This is a genomic window from Faecalibacter macacae (assembly GCF_003687725.1).
In the GTDB taxonomy this organism is placed as follows: Bacteria; Bacteroidota; Bacteroidia; order Flavobacteriales; family Weeksellaceae; genus Empedobacter; species Empedobacter macacae.
The window spans coordinates 31,244-53,916 of the sequence record NZ_RDOJ01000014.1; the positions used below are offsets into that span (position 1 = coordinate 31,244).

Here is a 22,673-nt window from a genome sequence, read left to right on the forward strand (position 1 = left end):
AAATATTAAATTAAACATAATCGCAACATTAATATTAAGTAAATATTACAAGTGGAGACTTATCAAAATTTATCTTAATTTTTTAAAATATTTAATCAAATCATACCCAATAAAACAACAAAAAAAAGAGGCTCAAAACGAGCCTCTTTTTGTTAGATTTTATTTTAAATATTATTCGATAGTAATATTATCAATTAATAAATTATAGTTAGCATTATTACCTACACGGAAAGCAATAAAATTTCCTGCAGCGTTTGTTGTATTAATATCTGTTAAACCTTCTAAGTCTAATTGAACAACTTTCCACTCACCATTAGTATTAATTGTTCCAGTATAACTGTTATTTCCTCCGTTATTTTCTGTAACCAATTTATTTTCTGTCAAAGAACCAACATTAAATGAGTAATTTGAACCATCTGTTTTATATACATAAATATTTAATGATTTCGCAGCAGTTCCTTTAACCCAGAAGTGTAATTTTGTTGGATTAGCCGGTAAATTTGTACCCGTAGTACGTGTAGTAAATGCAAAACCATTCTGAGATCTTTGTCCTTCTAATAATAAAGCCCCAGACCCATCAATTCCTTGTCCTGCTGCTTCTTTCACTATAGGATCATACGCAAAACTATTCGCACTTGCTAAGAAATCTGCCCAGTTATTAAAATCAGCTCCTAAAAATGGATATTTAGCTGCAGAAGTTGGTAATTCAGCTTGACCTGGCTCAAAGCGATCTTGATCAAATTTAACATCATTTAAATCACGGATGTATAATTGATACCCTGAATTATAAATAGAAACTACTACTGTAATTTCTCCTGATTTAGTTGGTAAATTTTCTCTAGCAAAAGTTGCATATCCACTGTTACGTAAATCTACATATTTTCCTTTTCTATCCACTAATTGACGGTTAACTGTAGTTAAACCTACTGCATCACCATATGTTACATCTTCAGTTGGATTCGCGAACTGAACATTTTTAATTGTAACTAACGTGTTAATATTTTCTGGTTTTAAAGCTTCTGCAATTGTATTAACAACTTTTGGCGCTAAAGGCTCAACTGATTCACACGTTTTCTTCACGTTTGAAGTCGCTAATGCAGATGGCATACGACCTACGCGAGTTTCACCATTTTGAACATAAGTAGAACCTAACTTAATTACTCCTCTATCGTAACCTGCTACTAATCCATTTAATTGAACTTGAATCTTAGACCCTAAAGGATATTGCGTGTATAAAGAGTTTGCATCAATCTCGATTTGAATACCGTTAGTTGTAGGATTTGTTGGATGATCTTGAATAGAAATTGTTTTGAAAAAATTTCCTGTTTCATCACTTGAAATTACATACCCTTCTAATACATCATCCTCATTATAATAAACTAAAGCATTATCGTTATTAACCTTTGCTACTAACTGAGGAATAGTCATTGTAGTTGTTAAACCTGTACAATCCATTGGAGGAATCGAATAATCATCGTCCTGCACACAAGATTGTGTAAAAAATAGTCCACCCGTTAAGGCAAGCACTAAAGATATTTTATTGAATTTATTCATTTTTATATTTTTTAAATCGTGATTAATACCTAATTAGAATCTTAAATAAACATTAAAGAAGAACGTTCTTCCTGCTCCGTAAAACATTCTAGGTCCAAATAATGTTTGTTGATGTTGATTAATTGCGTTATCGTAATTTCCTAAACGTAATTGCTCAAACCCTCCAGTCACATAGTTTTTATTATCTAATAAATTATTAACAGTTAAACTTGTTCCTAAATAATATTGACCAAAACGGAAAGTTTTACCAACATTAAGGTTTAACATAAACTCATCAGATACACGCTCTTGCTTTAAAACTTCTCTTAAAGACTCTTCTGTAACTGTGCTTTGGGTATTCGCTATAAAGTTTGTCGTTCTACGGTAAGGAGCTACATCTAAATAGTTATTTGTTAAGTAATTTCCAGATACACCAACCCACCAGAATTTTGGATCACGGTATTCAACTCCTAAAGAGTAACCAGATTGAGGCCCTGTTTGTAATTTATAATCTTTTAAATAAGCGGTTCCATAGTTTTTGAAAGCTTCACCTCCGTCAACCATAAAGTCATCAGAGAATAAATAATAATTTGGATTATTTGTGTAAGTATATTGACCTAAAGCAGCTGCACCAGTCACTTTAATTGTAGGTGTAATTTGTGCTTCAATCGCTACCTCACCTCCTAAATATTGCTTATCAACACCAGTCATTACCTCTGCAACGAAATATTGCCCTTCACCACCATCAATGTATCCGAAACCTTTTTCAATTTCGTCTTCAATTTTAGTGTAGAAACCAGTTGCTCTTGCTTTAACACGTGGTCCACGGTAAACATAAGATAAATCTGTAGCTAAGATTTTTGCATTCACAATGCCTTCTTCAACAGTAATATCGTGTAAACGCGCATTTGGAAAAACCTCATCAGCAGTAGGAGCTTCTGTAGAATATTGTCCGTTTAAAGAAATAAAATTACGACCATCTAATTTGAATAAGAAATTAGATTTTACACCAAAATTTAAGAAATCATATGTTTTAGATTTTCCGAATGAATTTTCACGGTATAATCCATTTAAGAATTTACCATCACGATAAAAATCTGTATAAGAAGTTCTCATACCTACTGTTAAGTCTAAGAAACTTCCTTTAATTTTTGATTGGAAATATAAATCTGCATAGTTACGATTAATTTCGTAGTTATATTCATGACGATCACCAACTCTAGCTACGTAGTCTTTATTATTTTCATCAAAATAATATTTATTAAAATCATCGTAATTTAAAACGTAGTTACCTCCTAATAAATCTTCCACCTCGCGGAATAATTCAGATTTTACATTTTGATAAGTTGCTGCAACAACGATATCAATTTTATCTGTTAATTCAGTTTTAAAATTTGTATAGAAAGAGGCTGTTTTATCTTCATTAACGTCATTTGTTAAGTAGTAAACAGAATGTTTGTTAACATTTAAATTCGCTTGGTATAAACTATTCCAATTTAACTGAGATGCTGAACCATTGATCCAGTTTTCTCTCTGTCTTTCATACCCTTCTTGGTCATTGTTATATAAATACCAACTCGGCAAGTTTCTGTAATAATTTGGCGTTGCATTTGGCGCATTATACCAATCCAAACGAGAACCTTGCTCACGTCCTGTTTGGTAAGAAACAGTAGTTAATAATTTCGATTTTTCATTAATATTCCAATGATGTGATAATTGGTAAACCGGTTCGTAAGTTTCTCTTACACGCTCGTTACGTTTTTCACCATCTTGCCAACCCCAAAAAGAGTTGTAGTATATCCCTTTCATATCTACCATCTCCTGCGTATTTGCAGAACCTGTAGAACGACGGTTAGGAGCACCGAAAGTAGTAAAGTTTAATGTATGATTTTTATTAATTCTTTTTTCAACACCTAAGAAGTAACCCCAAGAATCGTGAAATGTACCTTCTACTAACCCTTCTTCTGCCCAACGACGAGACCCAGAGAACATAATTGCCCATCCGTTATCCATTAATCCTGTGTTATATGTTGCCATGACACGGTTACGATAAGATCTGTTCGTTGCAGAGTAAGATAAACTAACACCTTTTCTCATTGTTGAAGGACGAGTGTCGAAGTTGGTAACTCCACCGATATCACCAAATGCATAAGTAGATGGCTCTAATGCATAAGTTAATTCATCTGGTCTTCTAGTTACATCATTTAAACCTCCCCAGTTATTGAAAGTAGCACGTCCATTATCAATTTTATTCATACGAATACCATTAAAATGCACATCATTATACTTATTATCATAACCTCTGGGCTTAAACCAATATGAACCTAATTCAAACGCAGCTACACGAGCAAAAACATCTCTTGAAGACTGTAACAATCCTGCACTTGAAGAAGTTGAAGATTCATCAGAAGAAAGTTCATCATCATTTAATGTGATTAAACCTACATCTATATTGTTTGGATTATAAGTTAATAAAACCTCCCCTAATTCAATTTCTTTTTGCCCAGCTACAGAAATTGTCTTTTCGTATGGATCAAATCCAACACCGAAAACCTGCAGTTTGTACGTTCCATCAGGAACATCTACAAACTGGAAATATCCAATACGATCCGTTAGCACAGCATCGCTAGACATTCCATCCAATCTTACAGTAAGATTGTAAACCTCTTCGTTTGTTGCAGAATTCTTAGCTATACCCGAAATTTTCGTTTGAGCTTGAGCTACTCCTACCACTGCAGCAAAGAGAGAAATACTTAACAATAATTTATTCATTCAATAGAATTTTTATTTTTAAATTAGCCTTTTCAAAAGGACAACAAATTTAATGAATTCATAATTAATAACATATGTATAAATTTAAGAAATATTTAAGGTTTTTACTAATACCAATTTTACTTTTAACAATTAAGGTTCAAGCACAAACAAAATACGCTAGTGCTACTGTTGGTTTTTACAATGTTGAAAATATTTTTGACACGATTGAATCAGCTGGCTTAATTAATGGTCATTTAGAATTTAATGATCCTAATTATCATATTTCAATTCCAGTTACAGATATAGCAAAATATGACACTGTAAGTTTTAAGCAACAGTATACATATGAAAATATTAAAGGAAAAATGATTATACGCCCTATAATCTTACAAGACGAGTTTTTACCTAAAGGAAAAAAGTTTTGGAACAAAGAAAGATACGGGCAAAAAATTAACAATATTGGAAAAGTAATTTCCGAATTAGGAAGAGACTTTACAGGAACAGCACCTGTAATTGTTGGATTAAGCGAGATTGAAAACATCAATGTAATTCAAGATATAATCAACACATCTCACTTAAAAAATAACAATTACGGAATAGTTCATTTCAATTCATTTGATGCTCGTGGTGTAGATGTTGGTCTTATTTATCAAAAAAATAGATTCTTTGTAACAGAAGCTAAACCTCATCCTGTTTTTATTTATGATGCAGACGGTAAAAGAAAATATACACGTGATATTTTACAAGTAACTGGATTATTAGACGGAGAAGAAATTTCATTCTTAGTTAATCACTGGCCATCTCGTAGTGGTGGAGAAAAAGTATCTATGCCAGGACGTATGGAAGCTGCTAAAGTTGCTAAAGGTATTATTGATAATTTAAAAGCGAAAAATAAAAATGCGAAAGTAATTTTAATGGGAGATTTAAATGATGATCCTAATTCGCCAAGTGTTAAATTAACTTTTGATGCCGCAGGTGAAGCGAATAAAGTTAAAGACGGTGGTTTTTACAACCCTACTTTAGGTTTATTTAAAAAAGGTGTTGGTACTTTAGCTTATCGTGATTCTTGGAATTTATTTGACCAAATTATCGCTACATCTAGTTTAGCTACAGCAAACAAAGATTTCTCGACTTATAAAATATACAAAACAGAAATTTTTAACAAAGATTATTTAATCTCGAAAGAAGGTCAATACAAAGGTTACCCTCACAGAATGTGGAGTGGAGACACTTACAGAGCTGACGGATACTCTGACCACTTTCCTGTGTATACTATATTATTAAAATCAATTAAATAAATGAACGCTTTAGATTTAAAACTTCAAACAAAGAAGGAAAATCTAATCACAATATATACAACAGCAGGGTATCCAAACCTATTGGATACCCCTATTATTTTAAAACAATTACAAAATAACAAGGTTGATATAATTGAGGTTGGAATTCCATATTCGGATCCTTTAGCTGATGGACCAACAATACAAGCAACAAGCGAAAAAGCTTTAGCAAACGGAATGAAGTTAAATGTACTTTTTGAGCAATTAAAAAGTGTAAAAGACGAAATTCATACGCCAATTGTCTTAATGGGTTACTACAACCAATTATTAAAATACGGACCAGAAGAGTTTCTTAAACAATGTCAGGAAGCTGGAGTATCAGGATTAATTTTACCTGATATGCCTTTCCAAATTTACTTGGATCAACATAAAGCACTTTTTGAAAAATACGATCAAAAAGTTGTGTTTTTAATTACTCCTCAAACCTCAGCAGAGCGTGTAAAAGAAATAAATGATGCAACATCTGGATTTATTTACGTAGTATCTAATTCTGCTACTACCGGAGCAACAGAAGCGAATTATAACGAAGAATTTTTAACAAGTTTAAAAGATTTAGGTTTAACTAAACCTTATCAAATCGGGTTCGGTATTTCTACAAAAACAGATGTTGAAAAAGCGTGGAGCTATGCGAACGGAGCTATCATCGGAAGTGCTTTTTTAAGAGCTATTTCAGATACATCAAATATTAAAGAGTCAGTTGATCAATTCATCAACACAATCAAATAAAAAAAAGGAGCTTTAAAAGCTCCTTTTTTAGTTTTTATCTTAAGATTACTCAACAATTAAGATGAAGTAATTCTTTTTACCTTTTTGTAATAAAACGTATTTATCAGCAATTAAGTTTTCTGTAGTTAAAACAAAATCTTCCGTTACTTTTTCTTTGTTAACAGAAATTGAATTTGCAGTTAACTCACGACGTGCTTCTGAATTAGATTTTAAGAAACCTGATTTCTCAGCCAAAGCAGTTACAATATCTAAACCTGAATCTACATCAGCTTTAGCGATTGTTGCCTGAGGAACACCTTCAAAAACTGATAAGAAAGTATCTGCGTCTAATTCTTTTAAATCTTCAGATGTAGATTTTCCGAATAAAACTTGTGATGCTTTTTCTGCTTTACGTAATTCATCAACACCATGTACTAAAATTGTAATTTCAGTTGCTAACTTACGTTGTAATTCACGTAAATGAGGTTCTTGGTTGTGACGCTCGATTAACTCATCAATCGTTTCTTTATCTAAGAAAGTATAAATTTTGATGTAACGCTCTGCATCTGCATCCGCTTGATTTAACCAAAATTGGTAGAATTTATAAGGAGATGTACGATTTTTATCTAACCAAACATTCTCACCACCTTCTGATTTTCCAAATTTTGTTCCATCAGCTTTTGTAGTTAAAGGACATGTAAAAGCAAAACCTTCACCACCACCAATACGACGAATTAATTCTGTCCCTGTTGTAATATTACCCCATTGATCAGAACCACCCATTTGTAATTTAGCTCCGTATTGTTGGTATAAATGTAAGAAATCGTATCCTTGAATTAATTGGTAAGTAAATTCTGTAAAAGACATACCTACATTAGATTCTGATGATAAACGAGACTTTACAGAATCTTTTGCCATCATGTAATTTACTGTAATGTGTTTACCCACGTTACGAGCAAAATCAATGAATGAAAAATCTTTCATCCAATCGTAGTTGTTTACTAAAACTGCAGAGTTCCCGTTGTTAGAATCAAAATCTAAGAAACGAGCTAATTGCGCTTTAATACCAGCTACATATTTATTTAAAGTCTCTTCGTCTAATAAACTTCTTTCAGCAGCCTTACCTGTTGGATCACCAATAAATCCTGTTGCTCCTCCAACTAATGCAATTGGACGGTGTCCGTGACGTTGTAAGTGAACTAATAAGAAAATCGGAACTAAGCTACCTACGTGTAAAGAGTCGGCAGTTGGATCGAATCCCACATACCCTGAAGTCATTTCTTTAGACAATTGCTCTTCAGTTCCTGGCATAATGTTGTGAACTAGCCCTCTCCAAGTAAGTTCTTCAATGAATGGATTCATAATATGTATAATGTATTTCTTTTCAAATTTTACGAGGTGTAAAGTTATAAATTTCTATTCTATTATTTAAATACTAAAATATCTTATATCGTTAAAATCTATATCTTTAATAGAAAATCAATTAATTCTTTGATTAAACATGGAAGTCTTATTTCAAAATCAACAAGTAAAATGGATTAATCTTTACAATCCATCACCAACAGAATTAGAAGAAATTGCATTTCAATATGGATTTCTTAAACTAACAATCGAAGACAGTTTAGAACCAGGACACTTACCAAAGTTTGAATCAAGTGAAAATATATCTTTTTTATTGGTTCGATTTTTTCATAAAGAAAAAAGACTTTTAAAAAATATTGTAAGAGAATTTAGTCACAAAATCAGTATATATTTTGGTAAAGATTTTATCATTACAGTTCATCAAAAAGAAGCGAATATTTTTAATCGTGTAATCGAAAAATACATCAACAAAACTGAAATAAATAAAGTAACACGTAAAGGAATTATATATAACATTATTAATGAAACTTTAAAAACCTTCGAGACCCCTGCAAACCGAATGGATGAAGAGGTTAATATGTTAGAAGAATTAATTTTTAGTAATGATTTGGATAAATTAAGACTACATACCCTATACCATCTAAAAAGAGAAGCATCTGCTTGTCGCAAAATTTTAGATTACACTTTAGATGCGCTAAACGAATACACCTACACAAATAACAAAACAAGTACAATGCAAGATTTAAAAGAAGATTGCATTAAAATGCTGCATTTACACACGCAAATTGTAGATGATGTACAAAACTTATTATCGATTTATTTGTCATTAAACAGTCAAAAATCGAATGATATCATGAAGACATTGACCATATTTTCTGCCTTCTTTTTACCACTAACTTTTATCGTAGGGATTTATGGAATGAATTTTAATTACATGCCTGAACTCGCCTACAAATGGGGTTATCCGATTTGCATACTATCCATGTTAATTCTTGTCATTTTTATCTACGCTTGGTTTAAACGTAAGAAATATTTATAAAAAAGAACAAAAACAGACATACTCTATAAAAATTCATATTTTTGATAGCGTTTAAAAGAACAAAAATGATATTTGTAACAGGAGGCACAGGTTTAGTTGGGAGTAATTTATTATTACAATTAGTAGATAAAGGTGAGAAAGTACGTGCCTTAAAACGCTCTTCCTCTAATATTAGAGAAGTTGAAAAGTTTTTTAAACGAAATAAATCTCAAGAAATTTTTCATAAAATTGAATGGATAGAAGGCGACATCTTAGATGTAACTTTTTTACCAACCGCTTTAAAAGGTGTAAAAACAATTTTCCATACAGCTGCTTACGTAAGTTTTGACCCTAAAGAGGAAGAAAAAGTAATACAAATAAATGTAGATGGTACTGAAGCTTTAGTAAACGAAGCGATTGATTCTGGAGTTGAAAATATCATTTATGTAAGTTCTATTGCAGCAATGGACGACATTAACCCAATAAGTAAATTAATTGACGAAAAATCAACTTGGAATAATGATGCAAAACATTCTGCTTACGCTACTTCAAAATATCGTTCAGAAATGGAAATTTGGCGTGGTTCGCAAGAAGGATTAAATGTTATTGTTGTCAATCCTTCTATTATTATTGGTTCATATGACGGAAACCGCGAAAGTGAAAAATTATTCCAAGACAATTTCATTAATAATTACGCTCCGACAGGTGGTACTGGTTTTGTGGACGTTCGTGATGTGGTTAAAATCATCATCAACTTATATGACCAAAAGCTATACAATCAGAAATTTATTATCAATTCTGAAAATATAACTTACACTGAAGTTTTAGGACAAGTTGCAAAGAAGAAACAAAAAGAAGTTAATTCAATATCAAACAAAACTTTAAAAGGTTTACAAATCATTACTTCTTTTACTAAATTTTTAGGCACGCCAGCCTTAGATAGTGGAACATATCAAGCGCTAACAACGTTTACAAAATATGATAATTCTAAAATTATCGATACATTAAACTACACGTTCATTCCGGTTTCAGAAGCTATTGATTATCATTTTAAAAACTACCAAGAAGTTATTTCTTCTAAATAATTTAATTTTGCCCTATGGAAAAGCAATTTCAAACAACATTAGATACTATATATTTATTAAAAGAAGGTGAAGTTTCAGCTAAAAGTCCTTCAAATATTGCCTTAATTAAATATTGGGGAAAAAAGAAAAATCAAATTCCTACAAATAGTTCAATCAGTTATACATTAACAAATTCGTTTACTGAAACTACATTAAAATTCACTCCAAAACAAGAAGATGGTTTTGATGTAAAAGTCTATTTAGAAGGAGAATTCAAAGAAAGTTTTGCTCCAAAAATCATTACTTTTTTCGAGAGAATTACAGCTTATATTCCATTCTTAGAACAATATAGTTTTGAAGTTCATACCTCAAATTCATTTCCACACAGTTCTGGAATCGCATCTTCTGCTTCTGGAATGAGTGCAATGGCTTTATGTTTAGTTGAAATCGAAAAACAATTAGGAGCTAAGTTATCAGAAGACAAAGCGTTAGAAAAAGCATCATTCTTAGCAAGATTAGGATCTGGAAGTGCATGCCGTTCTGTTTACAAAGGTTTAGTTGAATGGGGAGGAAATAATTTCATCAAAGGAAGTTCAGATTTATACGGAACTAAATTTCCTGACGAAGAAATTCACGACGTTTTCAAAACTTTTCACGATACAATTTTATTGATACACGAAGGTGAAAAATCAGTATCATCAACAGTTGGTCATAACCTAATGAATGGACACCCTTATGCTGAACGTCGTTTTGATGAAGCAAATGAAAACCTTCAAAAATTAATTCCTATTTTAAAATCTGGAGATGTAAAAGCATTCGGAGAATTAGTAGAACACGAAGCGTTAACATTACATGCCATGATGATGATGTCTAATCCTGCTTTCATTTTAATGAAACCAAATACGGTAGCAGCGTTAGATAAATTATGGGAGTTCCGTCGCGAAACAGGAAATCAATTGTATTTTACTTTAGATGCTGGTGCAAATGTACATTTACTTTATCCTGCTGAAGATGCTGAAGCGATTGAAATTTTTATTGAAAATGAACTAAAGCAATTCTGCCAAAGCGGAAAATACATTAAAGACAAAGTAAATTTCTAATTAGATAAAAAAGCAAAGCCTCGAGTATTATACTTGAGGTTTTTTATTTGATACTATTTGAATAATCTTTGCTAAAATCAATCCCATAAATCCACTCATCATAGGAACTACAATTAAATTCCCAGTTGCGATTTCAATAGGAAATAAAACAAATCTTAATACTGAAATTGTTAGTATAAAAACAATTAACTTCATCCAAAACTGATAATCAAAAGAGTTATTAACAATTGTTGATTTTGGAATTTTATGAATCCAATAAAAAATATAAAGTAACCCAATGACTGAACTGAAATGTTGTAAAAATTTATAACCTTTCACTTCATATCCTACATCAAACCAAACACTTTTCAAAAGAGAAATTTGCTTTACAAAAAATCCCCATTCGTGTGTAAAAGCATCCCAAATTAAATGAGAATACGTTCCGATGATGATCGAAACAATTACTACAAACCAATTTTTCTTAAAATAATTCAACCAATCAAATTCTGTAAATTTCATCAATCTTGACTTGAAATACATTGGAAGTTTTTCGATTAAAATATCACGTAACAAAAGGTGAAATGCAAAACAATATACCAATGCAAGTGGTAAATCAAAATACAATGCACCTAACCAATCATGACCATAAGTAGCTAAGATTTTCATTCGAGAAAAATATTCTAAATCAGGCGACATAGATCCTACTACTAATCCTGTTAAAGAAATATATTTTCCTGAAATTTTATGAAAAGGTAAAAATATTGAGGCGTGAGATAAAGTAAACGGCATTTTAAATCTGATATAATTTAATAGAAAGGTATAAAAAAAACGTCTTTATCACTAAAGACGTTTTTTAAATTTATAGAGTCAAACCCTTAGTAACCTCCGTTAACTTGCTCTCCTTTTACGATTGCTAAAGCCGAAGATGTTCCAATACGTTTTACACCTAAATCAATCATTTTCTGAGCCTCCTCAATATTACGAACACCACCTGATGCCTTAACTGGTAAAGTTCCTGCGTTGTCTAACATCAATTTAATTACATGCTCATTTGCTCCGTTTGGTTCACCATTCGGAGTCTGAAAGAAACCTGTAGAAGATTTTACAAATACATTTGGCGCATTTTCTTCACCAATTTTGTTCATTACAATATCACGAATTAATTGCGTGATAGAAACAATTTCTTCATCCGTTAAAGCTGCAGTTTCAATAATCCACTTTACAACTTTACCTTCTCTTAAAGCTACTGTAGTACAAGTTTCAACCTCATCAGCAACTTTATCTACTTCACCTTTTTTGTAAGCTTCGTAGTTAATAACGAAATCTAATTCGTCAGCACCATCAGCAATTGCTTTTTGCGCTTCTCTTAATTTTTCATTCAAATCATAAGTTCCTTCGTGGAAACCAATAACAGTTCCTAAAACAACTTCAGATTTATTTTCGTCTAACAATTCACGAACCGAGCGCACATAGTCCGGGCGAATCATAACGGCATAGATTCCATTTTCCATCGCCTCCTGAGCTAATGCTCTTACCTGATCCAAAGTATCAGAATTAGATATTCCTGCTTGCTCTGGAGTTTTAAGATACGTCGAGTCTAAATATGTTTTAATACTCATCTTTATATATTAAAGTTTGATTTGTCTATTAATTGTTTGTTCTAAAGAGATTATAGTCTCTGTTCGAGTTACACCGTCAATTTGCTGAATTTTTTGATTTAAAACATTCATCAAATGCATATTGTCTTTACAAAGAATCTTTAAAAAGATTCCATAATTTCCGGTAGTGAAATGAGCTTCTACAACTTCTGGGATTGCTTCTAAAGATTTTATCACATTGATATATGATGATGATTTATCCATAAAAACCCCAACAAAAGACATAGTAGAATAACCCAAAAAACTTGGATTAATAATAGTCTTAGTCGAGTTAACTAGCCCCGAAGTTTCTAATTTCTTGATACGTTGATGCACAGCCGTATTAGAAATAGATAATTCTTTTGCCAATTGGGATACTGGTATATTAGCATCTTCCATAAAGGCATTCAGAATCAATTTATCAATTCCATCAAGTTCTACCTGACCGTTTTCATGAATTCTCACTTCTTTACTGTTTTATGGTGCAAATTTAATATTTAATTATGGCATAAACGGGAAAATGATCACTATATCCACCCAGATATTTTGAACCAATAAAGGTACGATTAGGAAAAGCCCCCATTTTATCAATATTTTGAGTCAAAAATGCTGAGTCAAAAATATCTATTTTTGTTAATTTAAACTTACTTTTTTCTGTTAAAAATCCTTTTGTAAACATTATTTGATCAAATAACATCCATTGTTTCTTATGCACTAACGAACCTCTTTGATAACTCATTAAACCTACCATTGGGTTATATAATTCTGTATTTTTAACTTCTTCAACCTTCGCTCTTGTATCAAGTTCAATTCTTATATTATCAGCTGTCGGCGTATCATTAAAATCTCCCATGACAATAATTTTAGCATCAGTATCTTTAGCTAAAATATCATCAATACGTTGTCTTATTTTACTCAATAAGATTTTACGTTTCTCTTGATTTACTTCTTGATCTATTTTTGACGGCAAATGAGCCACAAAAATGTAAAATTTTTCATTTTCAAACTCAGATTCTAAATACAAGATATCTCGCGTATACGACTTACTACCATAAGTATCCTTAAAAACCACTCGAATTGGTTCTGAATGTAAAATTTTGATTTTATCCTTTTGATAAATACAACAAACATTAATCTTTCTTTCGTCCAAAGATTCATAAAAAACAAAATCATAATTTGCTTTTTTTACCCGTGCATTTTCAATTAAGTCTTTTAAAACATCTTCATTTTCAACTTCAGCTAAACCAACAAAAAGTGGTAATTCTTCAGTCTCTTTAAAACCTATACGAGATATTGCATGAGATATTCTATCTACTTTAGTTTCGTAACGATTATCTTTCCATTTCGCATAATTACTAGGCAAAAATGAATTTTCCATTGAAGTCGTTTTTGCGTAAAAATTTTCTACGTTGTAAAACGCAAAAGTTACTTGTTGATATTCCAAAATGTTGATGATTTTTGCTAAAATAAAAAAATGAATCTGAAAAAGATTGTATTTTTTTTCATTTATCAGTGAATGAATATTCAAAATGCTACACAGAAAATGTCTTAAATTGATAATTATTACTTGCTTTATTTTTGAAATTCACTAAAAATCAAATCAAAAATTATCAACTTGAATGATTAATTCACAACTGTGAAACTTATCCTAAAATTGAAGAAAAACAATAGGTTACAACTTTCAAAAAACATTAAAAATCGTATATTTGCGCATCTCAATGCAACTGCATTGAAATACAATCGAAAAGTAGTATTTAAATTGACTTCATCTGAAGTCACAAAAATTTAAAATAATGTCAAAGTCAAAAATTATTTACACTCTTACTGATGAGGCGCCAATGTTGGCAACATACTCATTATTACCTATTGTTAAAGCTTTTACTTCTACAGCTGATATCGAGGTTGAAACTCGTGATATCTCTTTAGCAGGAAGAATCTTAGCAAACTTTCCAGAGTTTTTAAAAGACGACCAAAAAATTGGTGATGCTTTAGCTGAATTAGGAGAATTAGCTAATACTCCAGAAGCAAACATCATTAAATTACCAAATATCTCTGCTTCTATTCCTCAATTAGCAGCTGCTATTGCTGAGTTACAAGCTCACGGATACGCTGTACCAAACTACCCAGCTGACGCTGCAACTGAAGAAGAAAAAGCTATCAAAGCTAAATATGCTAAAGTTTTAGGTTCTGCGGTTAACCCAGTTTTACGTGAAGGTAACTCTGACCGTCGTGCACCTAAAGCTGTTAAGAATTATGCTAAAAAACACCCACACTCTATGGGAGCTTGGTCTGCAGATTCTAAAACTAAAGTTGCTCACATGGAAGCTGGTGATTTCTACGGAACTGAAAAATCAGTTACCGTTGAAAACGATTCTCAATTCAAAATCGAATTCGTTGGTAAAGACGGATCAGTTAAAGAATTAAAAGGATTATCTCCTTTAAAAGCTGGTGAAGTAATTGATTCTTCAGTTATGAACTTAGCTGCTTTAAAAGCTTTCGTAAAACAAACGAAAGAAGAAGCTAAAGCTGCAGGTGTATTATTATCTGCTCATTTAAAAGCGACTATGATGAAAGTTTCAGATCCAATTATTTTTGGAGCTGTAGTTTCTGTTTACTTCGAAGAAGTATTCGCTCAATTCGCTGAATTATTTGCTGAATTAGGAATTAATCCTAACAATGGTTTAGGAGAATTATACGCTAAAATTGCTGGTCACGCTCAAGAAGCTGAAGTAAAAGCTGCTATCGACGCTGCTATCGCTAACGGACCTGCATTAGCAATGGTAAATTCTGATAAAGGAATTACTAACTTACACGTTCCATCTGACGTTATCGTTGATGCTTCTATGCCAGCAATGATCCGTACTTCTGGACAAATGTGGAATGCTGAAGGTAACCAACAAGATACTTTCGCTTTAATTCCAGACCGTAACTACGCTGGTGTTTACCAAGCAACAATCGAAGATTGTAAAGCTAATGGTGCTTTAGACCCAACAACTATGGGATCTGTTCCAAACGTAGGTTTAATGGCTCAAAAAGCTGAAGAATACGGTTCTCACGACAAAACTTTCCAAGCTGACGCTGAAGGAACAATCCGCGTTGTAGATGCTGAAGGAAATGTATATATGGAGCAAGCTGTTGAAGCTGGTGATATCTTCCGTATGTGTCAAACTAAAGATGCTCCTATCAAAGACTGGGTTAAATTAGCTGTTACTCGTGCTCGTTTATCTTCTACTCCAGCTATTTTCTGGTTAGACGAAAACCGTGCGCACGATAGAGAAATGATTGCTAAAGTAAACAAATACTTACCAGAATTTGATACAACAGGTTTAGATATCCAAATCTTAAACCCAGTTGCAGCAACTAAATTAACTTTAGAAAGAATCCGTCAAGGTTTAGATACGATTTCTGTTACAGGTAACGTATTACGTGACTACTTAACAGATTTATTCCCAATCTTAGAAGTTGGTACTTCTGCGAAAATGTTATCTATCGTTCCATTAATGAACGGAGGTGGATTATTCGAAACTGGTGCCGGTGGATCTGCTCCAAAACACATCGAGCAATTCAAAGAAGAAGGTTACTTACGTTGGGATTCTTTAGGAGAATTCTTAGCATTACAAGCTTCTTTAGAACACGTTTCTCAAACTCAAGGTAACGCAAAAGCACAAGTTTTAGCTGATACTTTAGATGAGGCTAACGATAAATTCTTAGACACAGATAAATCTCCAGGTCGTAAATTAGGAACTATCGATAACCGTGGTTCTCACTTCTACTTAGCTATGTACTGGGCACAAGCTTTAGCTGCTCAGACTAAAGATGCTGAATTAGCTGCTAAATTTGCTCCAGTTGCTGAAGCAATGACTGCTGGTGAAGAAGCTATCAACGCTGAGTTAATCGGTTCTCAAGGAAAAGCACAAGAAATCCAAGGTTACTACCAACCAGATTTCGCTGCTACTTCTGCTGCAATGCGTCCTTCTGCAACTTTAAATGCAATCGTAGATGCCATCTAATTTTTAAATTAGATTCTAAATATAAAACCTCGCTCATTGAGCGAGGTTTTTTATACTTTTAAAACTTATGGCTGAATCTATTTTATATCAAAAATTTCAACAAATTGCTCTTTTAAATATAGAAGAACATTATAAAGATAAATTTGTTTATGCAATTCCAGAATGGGCTTATTTAACTACTGATCCTGAAATTATTGGAGCTGTTACTATTCATGGTAAAGAAGGCGTTTTAATAACTAAAAAACCCGTTGATTTTAATGTTGATTTTAAAAACATTATTTCTATTACGGAATATATTGATTTTTTAAATCAAAAAATGAATCAAGACTTACCTATTATTGGTTATATCGTATTCTTTAGTTATGTTTTAAGGGTAAAAAAAGATAAAGATTATTCTAAAAAATTATCACAATATCAATTAGATGAAATAGATAAATTTAATTCAAATAATAATGAGTTTACAATATCTCTTTTCATCTTAAATAAGGATTTAAAACGAGTAAATGATGTAGTAGAATTAGAATAACTTATAATTTTGAAACAAAATTTCTTACCTCATATTCGACTTTAAATTTTTCTTGACTAAAACTAATAATTGGCAAAAGAAATAATAGATTGAAATATTTCATAATAATGTTTTAATAAATATATAATTTAATTCAGGATCGCACTTAATGAGAAGCAGAAATAAATTCAGCTTGACAAAAAAAATCATCATTCATCATTCATCATTCCATTAAAACCTTGCTTGCAACTGAACACTTCCTGTATGAATTGCTTTATTCGCTTCCGTTTTACGGCCATCGTACGAAATGTTTAATTGTAAGAATGAATTAATTTGTCGTTGTACTTGCAATTGCCAAACCATATTATTTCCGGCACGTAAACCTTCCATCATTTGATTTCCGACAACCGAATCACCATTTCCGATAAAAGCATTTTTTACAAAAGAAAAACTTCCCAATAGACTCATTTTAGAAACTTCGTTCCATTGAATTTCAGTTCCTAAATCCGATTGTTTTAACTCTTCAATTCCAGTTATATTTTCTTTGTTTTGATACGAATAAAATAAAGAAGCAGAAAAACTTTTCCCGTATTGATACGTTAATTTTGGATTGATTTTATAATTCTCTAACTCAAATCGTCGTGAAGCAAAAAGATCCGAATTATTCTTGATTTTAGCCAAAGTAAATTCGTTCTGAATATGAAATGAAGGATTAATATTATAACGAACCAATAATGTATTTGTTTGCATATCTCGTGCTTCAGCACCAGTATACACGTATGTTTGATTCGCTTGTTGATTAAATGTATACGTCGCTAACCATTTGTAATTTGCACCTTGATTAAAATAAACCATCGAACGAACATTTCGAGTTTTTCCTAAGATTAAATCTGAATTCGTAAAAGGATTCCACTCCAATGCATCGTCTTCTTTACGTAACGAATTAGTTGCTGAAATAACCTGTTGAAAAGACCAACGCGATACAAATTTATTTTTTGATTGAAAGATTTGTTGTGGACGGATTCTTACCGAGAAATTAAATTCATTTTTATTCGTTTTTAAATACTGTACTGTATTTGTGTATACCCGAATATAATTCGCTTGATCGATGAATTCGGCGATTTCAAACTCATCCAATTGCTCAATTCCATCTCCATTATAATCCGTCCATTTATAGATTCCCATTCCGTCCGCAACTTTCACATACTGAAATTCACGTTGCGGTTCTACTCCACTTCCTAAACCATAATCTACATTCATGGTTAAACCTTGATGAAATAAAGCTTTGTACCATTTAACATTCCCAACCATAAACGCTTCGTTTGGCGAATTTTCATATTCATAATTTACTTTTCGATAATGAAAATTTAATCCTAATTGATGATCAGCTTTCTGAATCAGTTGAGAATTAAAGATAATTCCTTGACTGTTTTGCATACGAACCCAATTATTCAAACGGATAGAATCGTCCTTACGCGTATATAAAGTAACATCGATTTTACGACCAATAGAATCGGTCCAACCACCTTTCACTTGAAACTCGTTAAACTTAAAACTTATCGGAGATTTTGATTGCGTTTCGTGTAAATCAACTTCGTTATTTTCGCCATAAACTCGTATTCCAACCCAAAACTGATTCTTTTTACCAATCTTGCGCTGACCATCAAGATCGTATCGTAAAAAGTTTGAATTTTGATCAGTGGCTTCACTTGATAAATGATTCAAATTCGCCTTCCAATTATCTTTTTCTGTTTCAAAAGTTGAAATTAATTCATTTTTAAAACCTTGATAATAATCTTTATAATCTAAATAAGATAAACGATATGATGATTTGAATTTTTCTTTCCAATCTGTATTTAAACCGACTTTTGCTAAAGTTTGTCTTAAACCTAAAAACTCCTGACTGATATTAAAATCACGAGCAAACTCTACATTTCGTACTCCTTCTACCGTGTAATAATTTTGATTCATAAAATCAAATTCAGCAATTGGAGAAACTTTCCAATCTTTAAATTGAAAATCTTTTTGAGCTAAAATTCTACCCGCCAAACCAACATTATTTTCATCATCAATAGAAGAAAATAAATTAAAATCGTTGTTACTTAAGCCTCCATCAAATTGAATAAATCCATTTTTCTTGAAATCATATCTTGAATTTATCGTATAAACTTGAGATTTTTTTGGTGCAACTAATTGCTTAATTGGTTCATAATCTCCTTGTGGAATTCCGGCAATTGGCTCAACATATTCAAAGACTTTTCCATTTTGCGTTGCATTAATAGTTCGGTAATTTCCTTGATTATTTCCCATATACGTAAACGTAACTTGGTATAATTCATCGTCAGGATTTGCAGAATATTCGAAGATTTGATTCCCATTTTGATCAATTTTTCGATATAAAATCTTATTCGAATCAAAATCAGTTAAAACCGCAGAAACCGAATACATACGAGAACGATCATTTCCTGCATTTGCTAAAATTTCCTTTTCATCATCTGATAAATCAGAACCTAAGCTATTGTTTTTAGCATCTGATTGTGAATAAAAATGTCCTGCAATTTTGAAACGATCACGCTGATGACGAATACCTCCAAAAAGAAATATTTGCGAATAATTTCGACTATTATAAAGATATTCAATGTGTATACGCGTGTTAGAAGTAATTAATCGATTTGTTGTAAATGTAATTTCTCCCGTGTTATAATTAATTACATAATCATTTGTTTCTCCACGAATTAATTGAACTCCATCAATAAAAACCTTTTCAGATCCAGAAAGGACAATAACATATAATTCATTATTCTGCCCCGTTAATCGATAAGGCCCTTGATTTCCGTCTTGACCAATAAAATCTACTTCCTTAAACTCTCCACGAGTAACACTTCCTGTTGTAAAAATATCAGTCGACGAGTTTTCATTTTCTAAACGAGTTGAAAGTTGTAAACCTGTTACCTTTTGTGTAAATCTGTTATAAAAATCGTCTTGATGATTAATATCGATATGACCAGCTCTTACTTTTGAATTTTTGTTTGCAATTTCAATAAAAACTTTATCAAAATCTTGTAATTTTTGCGTGTAACCATCAGTCTCAATCGGAACATTATTATCAGAAATTGCAGCTTTTATCGTTAAATCTTCGGATAAATTTCCGCTTAATTCTAAATCTAAAGATGACTGAACCGAACCACTTTGATTATTACCAAATCGGATTCCACGTACCAAAGATCCTTTACTATTTAAACCTTTAAAAAAATCAGTATTTTGAAAAGTTTTATTTGGTATTATTTGATGAAATTCATCTATTTTTTGATTATTAAAAACAATCATTGAAGAATCTCTTTTTGCTATACTATTTTTTGCTAATTGTGGATTAATGAAGTAATTAATCGTAACATTTGTTCCCTTAAAAAGTGGATGAAAATAAATTTCGTTTCGAGAAAAATCAACTGAATAATTTGAATTAGAAATCAAGTTACCTTGCTCATCAAATACCTGAAATTTTTCGGTTAAAATTCCGAAATTATAAAGTTTTATTGTATCAGTAACAACATGATTTTCTTGTCTAAAATTAGGATTTTGCCAACCAAATTCCTGTGCTTGTAGATTTACAAACAAAAAGAAAAATAAAATTAGATATAGCAGTCGGTTGGTCACTTATAATTTTAATGCAAATTAATATATTTTAAACGCATTAAAATCAGTTTAATTTTGATTTTGTAAAATTTCCTTCATTTTATCAACCAAACCTTCCGAAGAAATATCTGTAACCAAAGCCATAGAATTTCCTTTTCCGTAAGGTTTATATTTTTCTGTATTTCCAGACTTAAACAAACCTAAATTACGAGTTGATGTCGCACAACCTAAATGCATCATTCCTGAATCGGCAGCAACTAATAAATCACAATTATCCATTACAGCAGCAATTTCACGAATATCTTGACTATAAAAAGCAGGTAATTTATGATTCAACATAGAAATATTTTCAACCGGAAGAATTTCTATTAAATTATATTCTTGATCAAATTCTTCTTTAAAGTCTACATAAAATTTATCCCACCAATCGCTAACATAACATTTACTACCTGTCGCATAAGTAAAAAATGCCAATGTTTTTTTAGATGGATCTTGAATTAAATCTGATAAAACACCTTTTCCGTATTCAATTTCATCAAGCGATAATTTAAGATCTAATTTTGGATACTCTGATTCAATTTTATGATCAGTTACATTCTCAATAAATTTTCTGAACTGATAAACTGGCATTTTCCCTAAATGAACTTGTTCATTACTATTAATGTCATTCAAAAATTCATTTCCAAACATTTTATATTTTGAGCGAGCTACTTTTGTTGAAATTCGTCCTGAAGCTGATTCTTCGTGGACGTTTATAACCAAATCATACTTATTTCCTCTCACTTTAATCCATACCTTTATATAATCAACCAACTCTTTAAAAGGCTTACGAGGAAGTTTAATAATTTGATCTATTTGTGGATAATTTTCAAAAACGACATGAGATACACCGCCTTTAACAAACAAATCGATAGTAATATTTGGATTAAATTTCACCAATTCTTGAACCAATGGAGTTATTAATAATGTGTTTCCTAATCGTTGATTAGGCCTTGAAATTAAAACTCGATCAATTTTTAAATCTTGATATGGAATCTTTTGATAAGATTCAGAGTTTTGAACATTGCCCGTTAACGATTTCATAATCGTACGGCGATAGTGGTTAATTTTACTTTTAAAACTCATTGTTCTAAACTGGAGTGTTTGTTATGTATGTTTGTAAAATCAAGATTAAAATACAACTTGATTTATGTAGTAAATTAACGACGAAGAATTGAATTTGTTATATAAAAAATCTATATACTTTATAATTTATTTTAATACTTATTAAGTACTCTTTTTTAGTTTATTTCAAAAAAAATAAGCTCATAAAGAGCTTATTTTAAATTATTTAGTTTTCGTAGGACGAACTTCTATTTTACTTGGTAAAACATTTGGGTTCATTTTTAATAAATCGACAACCATTTGACCTAAATCTTCTGGCTGAATTTTCCATCCATCTTCCTCATTTGGAACGTGCTCATTAAAGTGAGAAGTTACTGAACCAGGCATTATCGTTGTGCACTTAATATCGTAATTGCGTAAGTCTAACATTGCTGCTTGTGTAAACCCAACTACACCAAATTTTGACGCATTATAACCAGCTCCTTGAGGGAAAAAGTTTGTTCCGGCTAATGACGCAATCGAAATATAATAACCTTTCGTTTGCTTTAACTGTTCGACAGTTGCTTTCATTGTATGAAAAACTCCAGTTAAATTAGTATCAATCATCGCATTCCAATCTTCTAAAGACATTTTATCAACCGGTGCAAATTTTCCTAAACCTGCATTTGCAATGACAATATCTAATTGACCAAAAGATGCAACGATTTGCTCTACCGCTTTTACCTCATCATCAAAATTTCTTACATCTGATTGAATTGCTAAAACGTTTTCAGAACCTAATTCAGCTTTCGCTTTTTCAACATCTTCGATGTTACGACCAGAAATCACAACTTTAATTCCGTTTTCAACTAACGATTTTGCAATTCCAAAACCAATCCCTTTTGTACCACCCGTAATGTAAGCGACTTTATTTTCTATATTTTGCATATCTA

17 protein-coding genes are annotated in these 22,673 nt (G+C 31.5%); 7 read left to right on the top strand and 10 right to left on the bottom strand.

What is annotated here, in order from left to right; translation table 11 throughout:
- Nucleotides 1–171: 171 nt before the first annotated feature.
- Both EAH69_RS10265 and EAH69_RS10270 read right to left on the bottom strand, forming a co-directional pair.
- The gene (locus EAH69_RS10265) at nt 172–1,554 is read right to left on the bottom strand and encodes a DUF5689 domain-containing protein (RefSeq protein WP_121935118.1); all 1,383 of its coding nucleotides are present in this window, start codon (nt 1,552–1,554) and stop codon (nt 172–174) included.
- A gap of 33 nt (nt 1,555–1,587) precedes the next feature.
- Nucleotides 1,588–4,305, bottom strand: a complete 2,718-nt coding sequence (locus tag EAH69_RS10270; protein ID WP_121935119.1) for a carboxypeptidase-like regulatory domain-containing protein — start codon at nt 4,303–4,305, stop codon at nt 1,588–1,590.
- Between the two features lie 74 nt (nt 4,306–4,379).
- Between EAH69_RS10270 and EAH69_RS10275 the strand changes: the two genes are divergently transcribed.
- The gene (locus EAH69_RS10275; RefSeq protein ID WP_121935120.1) at nt 4,380–5,585 is read left to right on the top strand and encodes an endonuclease/exonuclease/phosphatase family protein; all 1,206 of its coding nucleotides are present in this window, start codon (nt 4,380–4,382) and stop codon (nt 5,583–5,585) included.
- Nucleotides 5,586–6,350 carry a tryptophan synthase subunit alpha gene (gene trpA / locus EAH69_RS10280; RefSeq protein ID WP_121935121.1) on the top strand — a complete coding sequence of 255 codons (765 nt, stop codon included), beginning with the start codon at nt 5,586–5,588 and terminating at the stop codon, nt 6,348–6,350.
- 45 nt (nt 6,351–6,395) lie between these two features.
- On the opposite strand, the gene tyrS is transcribed toward trpA, so the two are convergent.
- The gene (gene tyrS / locus EAH69_RS10285; protein WP_121935122.1) at nt 6,396–7,691 is read right to left on the bottom strand and encodes a tyrosine--tRNA ligase; all 1,296 of its coding nucleotides are present in this window, start codon (nt 7,689–7,691) and stop codon (nt 6,396–6,398) included.
- Between the two features lie 139 nt (nt 7,692–7,830).
- Here tyrS and EAH69_RS10290 point away from each other — a divergent pair, with 139 nt between their 5' ends.
- From EAH69_RS10290 to EAH69_RS10300, 3 genes are all read left to right on the top strand, one after another.
- The gene (locus EAH69_RS10290) at nt 7,831–8,730 is read left to right on the top strand and encodes a CorA family divalent cation transporter (RefSeq protein ID WP_121935123.1); all 900 of its coding nucleotides are present in this window, start codon (nt 7,831–7,833) and stop codon (nt 8,728–8,730) included.
- 65 nt (nt 8,731–8,795) lie between these two features.
- Complete coding sequence (locus EAH69_RS10295) at nt 8,796–9,794, top strand: NAD-dependent epimerase/dehydratase family protein (RefSeq protein WP_121935124.1); 999 nt, start codon at nt 8,796–8,798, stop codon at nt 9,792–9,794.
- 14 nt (nt 9,795–9,808) lie between these two features.
- Nucleotides 9,809–10,873, top strand: a complete 1,065-nt coding sequence (locus EAH69_RS10300; RefSeq protein WP_121935125.1) for a diphosphomevalonate/mevalonate 3,5-bisphosphate decarboxylase family protein — start codon at nt 9,809–9,811, stop codon at nt 10,871–10,873.
- A gap of 27 nt (nt 10,874–10,900) precedes the next feature.
- On the opposite strand, the gene EAH69_RS10305 is transcribed toward EAH69_RS10300, so the two are convergent.
- The 4 genes from EAH69_RS10305 to EAH69_RS10320 form a co-directional block, all read right to left on the bottom strand.
- Nucleotides 10,901–11,641 (bottom strand): DUF4184 family protein, encoded by a 741-nt coding sequence (locus tag EAH69_RS10305; RefSeq protein WP_121935126.1) that lies wholly within the window; start codon nt 11,639–11,641, stop codon nt 10,901–10,903.
- 86 nt (nt 11,642–11,727) lie between these two features.
- Entirely contained in the window at nt 11,728–12,471 is a 744-nt protein-coding gene (gene deoC / locus EAH69_RS10310) for a deoxyribose-phosphate aldolase (RefSeq protein WP_121935127.1), read from the bottom strand.
- Nucleotides 12,472–12,480: 9 nt separating this feature from the next.
- Nucleotides 12,481–12,954, bottom strand: coding sequence for an Lrp/AsnC ligand binding domain-containing protein (locus EAH69_RS10315; RefSeq protein ID WP_121935128.1), 474 nt, complete (start codon nt 12,952–12,954; stop codon nt 12,481–12,483).
- A gap of 25 nt (nt 12,955–12,979) precedes the next feature.
- Nucleotides 12,980–14,017: an endonuclease/exonuclease/phosphatase family protein gene (locus EAH69_RS10320; RefSeq protein ID WP_317124741.1), complete on the bottom strand. Its 1,038-nt coding sequence runs from the start codon at nt 14,015–14,017 to the stop codon at nt 12,980–12,982.
- 262 nt (nt 14,018–14,279) lie between these two features.
- On the opposite strand from EAH69_RS10320, the gene EAH69_RS10325 reads away from it, so the two are divergent.
- Together EAH69_RS10325 and EAH69_RS10330 are read left to right on the top strand one after the other, a co-directional pair.
- The gene (locus EAH69_RS10325) at nt 14,280–16,499 is read left to right on the top strand and encodes an NADP-dependent isocitrate dehydrogenase (RefSeq protein WP_121935130.1); all 2,220 of its coding nucleotides are present in this window, start codon (nt 14,280–14,282) and stop codon (nt 16,497–16,499) included.
- Between the two features lie 67 nt (nt 16,500–16,566).
- A complete protein-coding gene (locus tag EAH69_RS10330; RefSeq protein WP_121935131.1) occupies nt 16,567–17,025 on the top strand; it encodes a hypothetical protein in 459 nt (152 codons plus the stop codon).
- Nucleotides 17,026–17,235: 210 nt separating this feature from the next.
- Here EAH69_RS10330 and EAH69_RS10335 read toward each other — a convergent pair whose 3' ends face one another.
- The 3 genes from EAH69_RS10335 to EAH69_RS10345 all read right to left on the bottom strand — a co-directional run bounded on the left by EAH69_RS10335 (nt 17,236) and on the right by EAH69_RS10345 (nt 22,668).
- Entirely contained in the window at nt 17,236–20,619 is a 3,384-nt protein-coding gene (locus EAH69_RS10335) for a hypothetical protein (RefSeq protein ID WP_230466780.1), read from the bottom strand.
- 87 nt (nt 20,620–20,706) lie between these two features.
- Nucleotides 20,707–21,720, bottom strand: coding sequence for a glycosyltransferase family 9 protein (locus tag EAH69_RS10340; protein ID WP_230466781.1), 1,014 nt, complete (start codon nt 21,718–21,720; stop codon nt 20,707–20,709).
- Nucleotides 21,721–21,963: 243 nt separating this feature from the next.
- Nucleotides 21,964–22,668 (bottom strand): SDR family oxidoreductase, encoded by a 705-nt coding sequence (locus tag EAH69_RS10345; RefSeq protein ID WP_121935134.1) that lies wholly within the window; start codon nt 22,666–22,668, stop codon nt 21,964–21,966.
- Nucleotides 22,669–22,673 lie beyond the last annotated feature (5 nt).